At 46.3% G+C, this 11,210-nt stretch carries 11 protein-coding genes; 3 read left to right on the forward strand and 8 right to left on the reverse strand.

What is annotated here, in order from left to right:
• Positions 1 to 1,299: group II intron reverse transcriptase/maturase (gene ltrA / locus AC5I6P_RS21500; RefSeq protein ID WP_495695810.1), on the forward strand; the 1,299-nt coding region annotated here is incomplete at its 5' end.
• Between the two features lie 279 nt (positions 1,300 to 1,578).
• On the opposite strand, the gene AC5I6P_RS21505 is transcribed toward ltrA, so the two are convergent.
• Entirely contained in the window at positions 1,579 to 2,631 is a 1,053-nt protein-coding gene (locus tag AC5I6P_RS21505; protein WP_495695811.1) for a pentapeptide repeat-containing protein, read from the reverse strand.
• 360 nt (positions 2,632 to 2,991) lie between these two features.
• Between AC5I6P_RS21505 and AC5I6P_RS21510 the strand changes: the two genes are divergently transcribed.
• Complete coding sequence (locus AC5I6P_RS21510) at positions 2,992 to 4,956, forward strand: pentapeptide repeat-containing protein (RefSeq protein WP_495695812.1); 1,965 nt, start codon at positions 2,992 to 2,994, stop codon at positions 4,954 to 4,956.
• A gap of 284 nt (positions 4,957 to 5,240) precedes the next feature.
• Here AC5I6P_RS21510 and AC5I6P_RS21515 read toward each other — a convergent pair whose 3' ends face one another.
• The 4 genes from AC5I6P_RS21515 to AC5I6P_RS21530 form a co-directional block, all read right to left on the reverse strand.
• The gene (locus tag AC5I6P_RS21515; RefSeq protein ID WP_495695813.1) at positions 5,241 to 5,510 is read right to left on the reverse strand and encodes a hypothetical protein; all 270 of its coding nucleotides are present in this window, start codon (positions 5,508 to 5,510) and stop codon (positions 5,241 to 5,243) included.
• A 143-nt stretch (positions 5,511 to 5,653) separates the two neighbouring features.
• Complete coding sequence (locus AC5I6P_RS21520; RefSeq protein ID WP_495695814.1) at positions 5,654 to 5,953, reverse strand: hypothetical protein; 300 nt, start codon at positions 5,951 to 5,953, stop codon at positions 5,654 to 5,656.
• Between the two features lie 524 nt (positions 5,954 to 6,477).
• The gene (locus tag AC5I6P_RS21525; protein WP_495695815.1) at positions 6,478 to 6,768 is read right to left on the reverse strand and encodes an NfeD family protein; all 291 of its coding nucleotides are present in this window, start codon (positions 6,766 to 6,768) and stop codon (positions 6,478 to 6,480) included.
• A gap of 296 nt (positions 6,769 to 7,064) precedes the next feature.
• Positions 7,065 to 7,517 (reverse strand): group II intron maturase-specific domain-containing protein, encoded by a 453-nt coding sequence (locus AC5I6P_RS21530; RefSeq protein ID WP_495695816.1) that lies wholly within the window; start codon positions 7,515 to 7,517, stop codon positions 7,065 to 7,067.
• Positions 7,518 to 7,873: 356 nt separating this feature from the next.
• On the opposite strand from AC5I6P_RS21530, the gene AC5I6P_RS21535 reads away from it, so the two are divergent.
• Positions 7,874 to 8,197: a thermonuclease family protein gene (locus tag AC5I6P_RS21535; RefSeq protein ID WP_495695817.1), complete on the forward strand. Its 324-nt coding sequence runs from the start codon at positions 7,874 to 7,876 to the stop codon at positions 8,195 to 8,197.
• A gap of 473 nt (positions 8,198 to 8,670) precedes the next feature.
• Here the strand turns inward: AC5I6P_RS21535 and AC5I6P_RS21540 are convergent, their stop codons facing one another.
• The 3 genes from AC5I6P_RS21540 to AC5I6P_RS21550 form a co-directional block, all read right to left on the reverse strand.
• Positions 8,671 to 9,228: a tyrosine-type recombinase/integrase gene (locus tag AC5I6P_RS21540; protein ID WP_495695818.1), complete on the reverse strand. Its 558-nt coding sequence runs from the start codon at positions 9,226 to 9,228 to the stop codon at positions 8,671 to 8,673.
• Between the two features lie 54 nt (positions 9,229 to 9,282).
• On the reverse strand, positions 9,283 to 10,071 hold the full coding sequence (locus AC5I6P_RS21545) for a matrixin family metalloprotease (RefSeq protein ID WP_495695819.1): 789 nt from the start codon (positions 10,069 to 10,071) through the stop codon (positions 9,283 to 9,285).
• An 852-nt stretch (positions 10,072 to 10,923) separates the two neighbouring features.
• The coding region (locus AC5I6P_RS21550) for a hypothetical protein (RefSeq protein WP_495695820.1) at positions 10,924 to 11,210 on the reverse strand (287 nt) is incomplete at its 5' end.

Raw genomic sequence — 11,210 nt, forward strand, 5'->3', positions numbered from 1 at the left:
CTCAGAGGTGGAAACATGGCGACAACAGGAGTCGAACAAATCGCGGAACGGGCGAGCCGGGAGCCAGCAACGGTATTCACTGCACTGATGCATCATTTCAGTGTAGAGAACCTGCGAGCCTGCTTCGAGGGATTGGATGGAACCAAAGCTCTCGGAGTCGATAAAGTGAGCAAAGCAGAGTATGGAGAACACCTGGAGGATAATCTGCGGCAGTTGCATCAGAGACTGCATCAACTGTCGTACCGCCCCCAAGCAGTACGACGGGTGGAGATTCCCAAAGCAGATGGCAATGTTCGTCCTTTGGGAATCAGTTGTGTTGAGGACAAAATTGTCCAAGAAATGACACGACAGATTCTAGAAGCGATTTATGAACCGGTGTTTGCAGAAACGTCGTATGGATTTCGAGTTGGACGGAGTTGTCATGATGCACTGCGTCGGCTCAACCAGGAAGTGATGCAACAGCGAGTGAATTGGATTGCGGATTTAGATCTGTCTGCGTTTTTCGACACCATGCCGCACCAACAGATTCTTGATGTACTGCAAGAGCGGATTCGGGACCGAAAATTTCTGCGACTGATTGCGCGAATGCTCAAAGCTGGGGTACAAACGCCAGCGGGTGTTGTAGAAGCGGAACGAGGAAGTCCTCAAGGGTCAATTGTTTCTCCGATGATTGCCAATGTATTTCTGGACGTTGTCCTCGACCAATGGTTTTCTACCGTGGTCAAGCCACACTGCCAAGGATACTGCAATTTCATCCGGTACGCCGACGATATGATAGCGGTGTTTGAGTTGGAGGAGGACGCGCATCGCTTTATGCGGGTTCTGCCGCGACGGTTAGGGAAATTCGGGTTGCAGCTCAATGAAGAGAAAACGTGCCTGCTCCCGTTTGGCAAGCGCCATGCTCGGCAAGCGTTGGCGCAAGGGCAACGTCCCTCAACCTTTGACTTTCTGGGGTTGACTCACTATTGGGGCTTGGGTCGCAACGGGTATGTTCGGCTGAAGCGCAAGACCTCGAAGAAACGATTCCGTCGGGCACTCAAGGACCTGAGTCAATGGCTACGCCAAGTGCGTAACGTTCAGCCCCTTCCGCAGATTTGGCGGGAAGTGGGGCAGAAAATGCGAGGGCACTTCAACTACTTTGGAGTGAGCGATAACAGCCAAGCGGTGACTCGTTTTGAACAGGAAGTGCACAAACTCTTGTTCAAATGGTTAAATCGTCGTAGCCAACGGCGCAGTTTCACTTGGGAAACTTCCTTCGCTATAAAGCTCGGTATCCGTTACCGCGACCGGGGCGGCTAGTCTGTCTTTATCGGGTCTCGTGAATGACCGTCTGAAGAGGCTTGTGCGGGAGAACCGCAGGCAGGCTTCTGTGAGGGGGAGACTTGCAACAGTGCAAGGTCTAAATCTTGTGACACTCTCGCGTTCCGAAAGGTGAGAGCAACGGGGAATACAAAGCAAGCTTAAACATTCCAGGAGTCCTCTCTACTCGACCGGGAACGCCGTTCCCTAAAGATGCAATAGTTAAACAATTATGAGGCTTGAGACGAAGCCGAGAGTAGTAGAAATTGAGACCGGGGATTATGGCAAGTCCGATTTGCCGCACTCAAGTGGTTTGGCTCCAGACAATTCTAACTTTGCTCGAAAAGCATCATCGTAGATTGCGTCTTCCCAATGCTTCGCCGATTTCACTTGAGCCACCGTTAGTCCGATCGCGCCCCTCAGATCTGCTTTCGCTAGATTTGCACCCGACAAATTCGCGTTGATCAATCTTGCCTGCTGTAAGACTGCGGATTCTAGCGTTGATTCAGAAAGGATGGCTTGACTAAGATTTGCCTCACGCAGATTGGCGTGGACGAGGTATGCCCTGCTCAAGTTGGTCTTTAATAACAAAGCATAATTGAGATTTGCATTACGTAACTCGGCTCCACAGAGATTAATTTCAATAAGATTGAGTCGCGTGTTGGAGTCGGAGGGTAAATATCGAGGGTCTTGTTGGATCTGCCGATTCGCAATAATCGATAAGCAGGCTTGGATATCTCTAGAAATTTTGGTACCGGGAGCGCTTGACACACTTGCTTGCTCGGGTTCTAAACCCAGCAATGCTCGCGTCTGAACGTATGAAGTGAGCACCTGCATGACTGTCCAATGATCCTTGGGAGATTCTTTGGCAATTCTTTCTAAGACGTAAATCCCTCCAAACCGAATCTCTGGACTGTCATGCCCTAAATGATTGATAGCTTGGACATAGCGTTCTGTCACTTGCTTCTCAGCAGCAATTTTTACAGACTGCTGAGTGGCTTTTAAGTTTTTCCAGGACACGTAAGCAGTTGCAAACAGTAGAAATCCACCGACAGCTTGGACAATACCAGCATTAATGCTGTTCTCTAAGGCGATGCCGTCTTTTTCAAGCGCAACTAAGTCCTTCTGCAAACCAAATTTTTCTTTTGAGAATGAACTTTCTGCTGTAGCGTCAATTTTTTGTTGCAACGTACGCTTGTGTTCTCGGAGGTCTCTTAATTTGTTTTGTTGGTGACCCCAATACAGCTGGATGCTGACAACCACAACCAAGAGCACGAGCGTTCCTGCAACAGGTTCTAACCAAGCAAGCCAACTAGAAGGTCGATCGCGCATAAGTTAGCACGGAGTGCAGTTCTGTTTAAACAACAAGGCTGAGGCTCGTTTTTCGGCAATCGCGTAAATTTCTTCATGTTAGAAGATGCTATCAAGCTAATTTGTGCTCTGAAAATAGGCTGCTTCCACATTCATCAAATTAAGCCTTAAATATGAATAAAGCCTTGGATTCCCTACAACAAACTAAAATAGAGTGATTTAGATTGCCCATAAAAATTTATATAAGAACTCATGTACTTATTGATTAGATTTAAGTTGAATGGACGTGATTTGATTCAGCGTTTGAAAGAGTTCTACCACGATTGCAGCCTAGCAATTTATGGCTCTGCTCAGTTGTCATCTACCTAACGTTTTTAGAAAATGCCTGACAAAAGATCACATTCTGCCCTCGACCTAGACAGTAATCAACCCGACTTAAGACCTGGAGGCGATTACTCGAAGGCACAATTCGTTGAACGCGACCTCAGTTATCAAGACCTTAATGGCGCGAACCTTAGTGGCGCAAATCTGCGAGATGCAAACCTTAGCGGGGCTAATTTGCGGGGCGTAAACCTTAGCGGGGCTGATCTGCGGGGCGCAAATTTAATTAAAGTAAACTTGCGTGGCGCAATGCTGCGAGGAGCCAATCTACAAGGGGCAGATTTGCGCGAAGCAAAACTCTCTCGGACTGAGCTTGTAGACGTGAATTTCACGGGTGCGAACCTGCAACAAGCCGATTTAGGTGGTTCAAAATTAGTACGAGGAAATCTCAGCAACGCTAATCTTAGTGATGCTTGCTTGCGGAGAATGAACTTTAGCGACGCTAATTTGAGCCATGCTATTCTCACTAGATCAGACTTAACAGGTTCTAAACTTCCGAACGCTTGCTTTTCTGCAACTGATCTGAGTCATGCCCTTTTAGAGCGGGTAGACTTTAGCGGTGCTCAACTGCAAGACGAGACGAACTTCCGTCAAGCCAAGCTAACAAATGCGGTGCTGCGATATGCAAATCTGAGCGGAGCTGATCTCACACAAGCAAATTTAAGCGGCAGTGATTTGAGCTATGCAATTCTTCATCAAGCGAAGCTAAATCATGCCATTTTGAATGGAGTGCATCTGAAGTATGCGCAAATGGAAGGTGCAGAATTTGAAGGCGCCTTCCTATTTGGGGCAGATTTAACAGGTGCAAATCTTCGAGGTGCGCTTTTAAATCGAGCAATTTTACGTCGATCTCAGTTAAGTCAAGCAGACTTAAGCCAAGCTCAGTTAGAGCAAGCTCACCTAACTACAGCCGCAATTCGGCGGGCAAAGTTAGTTTCTACAAACCTCTCTAGCGCAAAATTAGATGGTGCTACGCTGCGAGGATCTGACCTAAGCGACGCTAACCTGGAGCAAGCTTCTCTAAATCGAGCCAATCTAATGTTTACGAAGCTGCATCGAGCGAATCTTAACCAAGCAGAGCTAATGAGTACCGAACTCAACGGGGCTGATTTGAGCGATGCTAAGCTAGATTACTCAAATTTGAGCAGTGCCAGGGTAATGATGGCAAATTTGAGCAGAGCGAGTTTAACTGAAGCAAAGTTGACACGAACTTCATTCCGCGACTCTAGTCTGCAAAACTGCAATCTTAGAGGAGCAAGTCTAAATCGATCTTATTTCTGCGGAGCTGATTTGACTGAGGCAGATTTATCTACGACTGAGATGACTGGTGCTAACTTTCTGCGGGCTTGTTTAGATCGAGTCAATCTGCAAAATGCAGTCTTGCGCCGGGCGTACATCAGTAATGCAGGACTTGATCAAACAGATCTGCGAAGTGCAGACTTGACGGGAGCAGATTTGACGAGTGTGGATTTGAGCACTGCAATCGTACAAGATGCTAAATTTGAGCACAATTTTGGCTTAAGTCGTACTCAGATTGATGACTTGCAGGAACGTTTAGCAACGGTGCTAAACGGTGAAACCTCTAATCCTCTGGCAGAAGAGCAGCGTCGCGTTGAAGAAGTGCGCGGGGATTTAGAGTTTCGTTTCTCCGATTTAGAAGAATCTTTGCAGCTTTTTCAAGAAGCGACCAGGATTTTGGCAGCCGGACTAGAGGATCAGCCCCAGAATAGCTTTCATGAGTTGATTGAACACTTTGAGAGTATACAAGAGATGTTTGCCGAAGACCTGAGAGAAGAACAAGCAGCAACTTTGCAGAAGCTACAAGATCTAACTTCTGGCCGCCGTAGGGACTGGATTGAAGATGACTTTCACCAGGTTTTAGATAATATTCAAGAATGCGTCTCAAGATTGATCCAACATTCGACATTCATCTACAAAATTTGGTTCGTATTAGATGATGAATAAGCGTTCAGTACGGGGTTTGAGTAGTAATGGAACAGAAACTTACGCTAAGGCTGAAACACTGACCGAGTAGTCATTTCAAGAAGCGCTTTCTAGTCTCAATGAGACCTACCAATTAGACTATAGGCTGTTTGGTACAGAGGTCTTGAACGGAATACCAAGGGTTTCAGGCTCATAATTCTCGGTAGGTTCAACTGGTACACCTCTTAGCGAAACTTTCTGTTCCGCTACTACTCAAACCCCAGTACCTTCAATAAGTCGATAGAAGGTTCAAATATACGAATGATTCAGCGTTGCGAGATCTCATACAAATAAAGCAATCCTCCAACTGAGAAACCCGCGATCGCACAGCCTGTGCATACCCACATCAGTAGCGGTCGAGTCGTTAACAGCGACCAAACTTTTGTTTGTCTACCCTGATTCTCGTCAGGAACAGAATTTACTCCATTGATTTGAATTGCGTCTGACAGTATGCCATAACGCTCTTCCAACCATTCATCTAGAGAGAGGGGGAATTTATCCCTATCTTCGTAATTCCCAACATTTCGCTGACTCATCGTTTTCCCCTGTTTTGGTAAGGTCTAGAGAAAGCACAGCCTAGCTCATACACAACAGCAGAACTAGCACTATAGATTGGTTCAATACCCTTAATTTAATTCCCCCTCATCCCACATTGAACAGGACGTTAGGCTGTAAAGCGTTATGTCGTAATAATCTCTTTAATCACCTTGTCATCTTGTACGACGCCAAGACTGCGACCGCTTTTATTAGCTTCTTGCGCAATGTCGTAAAGGGCTAATCCTGTCCGTAAGACATCTGCCATGTTCTTGCCTGACTCCTCTGCTAATTCTTGAAGCAGTGCATAGGCGTCGGGAGTTAAATCCAAATTCAACCGCTTCCGTTGTTTTGTGGGTGGTTTCTCTGCTTTATTGCCTTCTTGAAGCAATTCTTGATCGTCGCTGGTAGAGTTTCTACCTCTGAGTGTTTTTTTGCTGTTCATATAGCCTCTTGGGTGAGATTTTAGAGAATGGAACGTCTTTACTAAGTCACTGAATAAACTGTCCTAATATAACCTCCAACTTTCTCACTATAATTACATATGAATTATACATTCTCTATACAACTTTAATACAAACTATGTAGAAATCATAACAAAAGCCCACACAGGAAATGGGTTAGAGGATCCCACGCCTGTGTAGGCTTATCTCAACCTTCAAATCTCAGATTTAATTCACAATGAAGCAGAACCAGGTTCTTCCTCTGTGTCTCCAAACTGTGTCTGATGCATTGAGTATCTAAATACAGTGAAATGTCTGGGGCGTCTGCTGTTTTCTCCTGCTCTAGGTAGTTTACGGTGCAGATTAAGGTTCTGAATGGTAGTCTTCAATATTAATCGCTGCGGGCGCTTGCTAAGCGAAAGACGCTTTAGACGAAAACGGTAAGGACAACTGAGATGACTCAGAGGGTGAGGCAAGATGAGAGATCGCAGGCAGATAGACATATTTTCTCCTACAGAAGTGAGCACTAGTTTGGATACAAGGGTTCGACAATGCAGGTGTTAGAGTAGAACCCGATGACACGCACGTGGGTCTTGGGCATCAAGAGGAGATTAGATTCACAAGCAGCCATCCACCAAGATCCTCGGAATTCGATTTGCCCCAGCTGAAAAGGCTGAATAGCTGCACAGACAATGCCGATATCGTCACCAAGATAGGCTAGAGTGCCGCAAGGTGAAGGGTCTGGAACAACTTGCTCTACACGTTGAGAAGGTGCTAACCATTTGGCAATAGTTTGTCGCAAAGGAAGAGATTGCATCGTTTCCTCCTGGTTGTTGATTTGGATTTACTTCAATATTGAGTTGCAAAGAGATTCAGTCTAGGGTGTGCTTTACTCAAAGCGTCTAGTTCGTGTTTTGGCTCTGGTTTTTAGTAATACAAGGCAAGTAGAACTGTCTATGTAGGCTAGAGAACCACGGCTTTTGTTTACTCGTTGATGAAATTTAACTGAATAAATACACATTACATACATATTTTTTGTATGTCAATAGTCGAATGAATATTTAGGCAACTTAGATATGCTGTCGCCTCAGTTGGTTGATGAAATTGTTAGTTTTAGCAAGAATCGCAATTCGGTTCGTTGCTCAGCACATAGTGGATGGGTAACTGTTCAGGGGGTATCGGTAGCTTTGGGTGTTTGCCCACCTGCGCTGCCCAATAGCTCCAATCCCCCTCAAAAGGACTGCGATTGCTCTGGACTTTGACATGCCGAACAATGGGAGTTTCGCTATGAGTGCGAAGTTGCAACAGTTTATTTCCCTGCTTGGCAGCAAAGATCCATCCACTTCTTTGATTGACTAGCCAGTAGCGGCTGGCTCGCCAGTATCCACTCTTGTTAGGATGACGGCGATGTGCCCAGTCTCGCAGCTTTTGATAGAGTGAGTAATCCAGCTTGTAGTAAGCCTTCTTACTACACTCAGCAGAAAAGTAAGCCGACCATCCCCGAATGATCGGGTTGAGATGATCAATCAGATCAGCTTGTGGGGCTGCCTTGTGGCTTCTAATCACCTCTATCGACCGGTTCAGAGAGCAGCTGAGGAGGTTACTTGGGGTTGAGTTAGACTAAGCCGCAGAGTCACCTGCCCGACTTAGTCTAACTCAATGCCTACTTCGTTCCCAATTTCCGTTTTGCGCTCTCACGTAGGCTCCCATTTTCCACCGAGATCATTTTTTGGGCAAGCCCCTAAACCTGCGTGGGCTTGTTCACGTTAATGATGGTTCAAGCGTGAATTTACTTGCGTTGGCCCTATTTAGCTCTGCTCGACGGGATTCTCAGTCGGGTTCTGAGTGACCGCCTTTTATCCCTGCTTCAGACGATTGAGGGCCAGTCACACTTCTGAGGGATATGCTGTTACCCCAGCACAGTGGGGGAGGTGTTTATCGGCAACAAATCGATCAACTTGGCGCTTGTGCAACAAGGGTCGGCGGTCGTTTACTCGGCGTATCTTAAAGGCTGCTCTAACAACCAAAGCCAGTATTTGACAGCAGAACGGCTGGCGCGAGCTCAAAGAATCGGGTTTTGGAATCAAACCCAGCCCCTCAGGCCGTGGGACTTTCACCGGGGCAATCCCTCTAGAATGCCTCAGCCAACCTCTCGATTACTGCAACCTGCAACGCGTAAATATAGCGAAGCTGCGGTCAGCCGCCATGCAATCTCTATGACGCTAATGCTTCAGGGGTTATCGTAACTTAGTTTTAATGTACTAAAACAACTTATTTCCATGATTTTTCCAATGCCCCAAAGACAGACATAGAAACAATTGCAGCAATCTCGTGACAGTTCGCCGTAGCTTCGCTACATTTATGCCTGTATGCAACAAATCCAGTTGCTGTTCACACTGTAACCCCTGACGATACTGATGCGGCACTCGAAGATCCTGCTCTATGGCAACTTCATTCCTAAACCTGATGTTGAAGAAGCGATAATGCGTGTTTTGCACAACATCACTGCTCTTCTACATGTGGTTGCACATCAGATGGATAACAATGAATTTGTGTAGAGATATCCGTAATCGTAGATGGGGTAGCAGATCTAATCACATCATCTGAAGCTGAGTGTGGCGATCGCCATCTCCTTATCTTTCTCGGTCACATCAATATACCGCTGCAACGCCGATAGGCTCTTGTGTCCAGAGATTGATTGAATGTGCTTGATCGGCACTCACTCATTGTGCATCCAGGTAATTGCCGTTCGTCGGAAGCTGTGGGTACTGGCTCCCTCAATCCCCAGCCGATTAAAGGCTGCCCGTAAAATCGCATCGGCAGATTCCGGGCAGATATGTCCTCTCCCCCACCGCCCTGGAAACAAGTAAGGACGATCACTTCGATATCCTTCCAACAATTGCCTCAACTCGGGTGACACCGGGACAGATCGCGTCTCCTGCTTTCCCTTAGTTGTGGCCCGTCGGAAGGTAATGCGATTGCGCACCCGTCCATCTGCCCCATACACATCAGCAGTGTGCAGTGAACACGCTTCATTGATCCGGGCAGTTGTATACAGGCAAATTCCAAACAACGCTTGATCTCGCTCGGTTGGCAATCCTTCTATATAAGAGAGCACTGACAGAGAGGCGATCGCCTCCATTCCTTGCTTCTCCCCTAGCCCATTCAGCAATCGAAACAACTTTAAATCCTTAATCACCCCCATCCTTCCGTCAAACAACCAAGCGATCTCCTGTGGTGAGAGGATCTTGGCTTGGTCGTGGCGGTTGATTTTCACGGCTGGACTAGTACGGGTGTTCAGTCCATTTTACATTAGGAAAGAGCAATAAGTTCAACGGACTCCAATAGTATGGAACGGTTTCACCAATTGAATTGGAGTTCCATTAATCTGCGTTAACTCACCATTCCACACCAGCTGGTACAGTCTTTTTAGATCAGCCTTGTCGTCATCGGTTAATTCACTTTGGTTACCATAATTCATGATGGTAAATGACTTGTGCGTTCCAAAGATTGCGCTCGGAAAATCGGTCTCACGGATGTTGGCGAAAAAGTGCCGAAGTCCAAAGATATGACCAATTTCATGGACGAGTGTATCCACCTGCTCTTTTCGGGTCTGGGTAAGCATCTTGGGATAAATCACTAATTCGTGTCGGCCAGGATCGGGAAAGAAGGCGCTCGCTAAGACACATCCTCTAGGATTACACCGATCGCTCTCCCTCATTACAATCTCGAAGTCCCATACATCGTCCTGCTGAGTAAATTTGACGGGTGCTGAGTCACCCCATGCCAAGATGGCTTCGCCCAACAGTTCCTTAATCGCAGTTTTAGCGGATTCCGGATCCTCGACAATACTCATGGAACGTTCTTGAAATCGCCATCGCAACGTCATGCCTTTTCCCCACAGAGGGATAAACCCTTCTGAGGCATCGACGACTATCTCGATCGGAGGGCGATCCCCTGGCGTAGCGTATCCTCGTCCATCAGTGTCGCAGATGACTTTGTCTCCGAAAACATGGATTTGGGATTCCACCTCGCGGAACGCGTCTTCCGAATTCCGCAACTGAAATGGATTAGTTTGTGCCAAATCAGTTTTCGGCTGCTTCGTGGTAATTTCTTCCATTGTGTAAACCTTTGGTTCAAGACTTCAGTAGTTTTCTACTGAGACGGGTTAGTTAGCATAACCAAGAATTGCATCTGGCTAAGGAGGGAACTACTTCTCATCTGTTGACAACCTGATGCAATATCAAACTTCGGGGCAGAGCAAATTTACTCTCCCAATTCTACTAGAGAGGAACGTGCAAAGCCAGGAAGAGATCGGAGATCGGGCCCTTCTGCAAAAGCAAGAACCGACGAAGGTCGGTCAGCAATCTCCTTCAAGAGGACTGTTAACAAGGATCGGACTGTTAACAAGGATCGGCTAGGCTTGATAGGTCATTAGCAGCCGGTGAAATCGTTGCGAGACGCGAAATAATGAGACTAATATTATAGAATTACTGAATGAATGAAATCAAGATTTCATTCTATGTTGCTGTTACAAATCGATATAGTTTCGGCAAAAAAATCTCCTGGCTACAAAGCTATTTAAGTTCCTGGCGAACTGTATGCTGAATTAGGAGCCGATCATAGGAGCCCATGGTAAGAGCTACTTTTGGGTCAGTCGTTACCCATTTTTCATCATTTGAACTACTATCCAATTTTTCATTGCATTCTAAACAGATCTTAGTCTTACGCGAAACCTTTAGGGTGGGCAATGCCACTTTAATAGCTTGGACGATCCATAAAACTAATCACGGTGCTGCTTTCCCTACAGTCTTCCGATTGCACACGAAGCGCTTTTCAAAAGTTAGCAAAGAGATCCCCAAATCGAGAGTACCTTCGTGGGTACTTTTTGGCAGGCTTTCCCCATCTATATTTGAGATATCACACTTCAGCTTGAGTTAATACAACCCATTCATTCAAGTACGGTTTTCTATCAAACTGTCACGGATGATTCAAGTATCACTGCGAATCCTCGAATCATTCGCAGCGATGGGCATTGTTCCTGATGGCAAGGAGACTTAATAATGATCAGAAGAAAGAGCGACTTTGATGGTGATGGTATGTCTGAGATCCCTGTCACTAGCCCTTGGGGCATCGGTTTTTTGAAGCTTTCTGGTAATACGTTAACTTCACTCGTAATGGCACCTAATGGCACCCGCTTTGGGGGCAGGGCTGTTTCAAAGTCAGGATAGAAAAAGTACACTAGTCGTGTTGTGACTT

This window comes from Myxacorys sp., assembly GCF_059501405.1.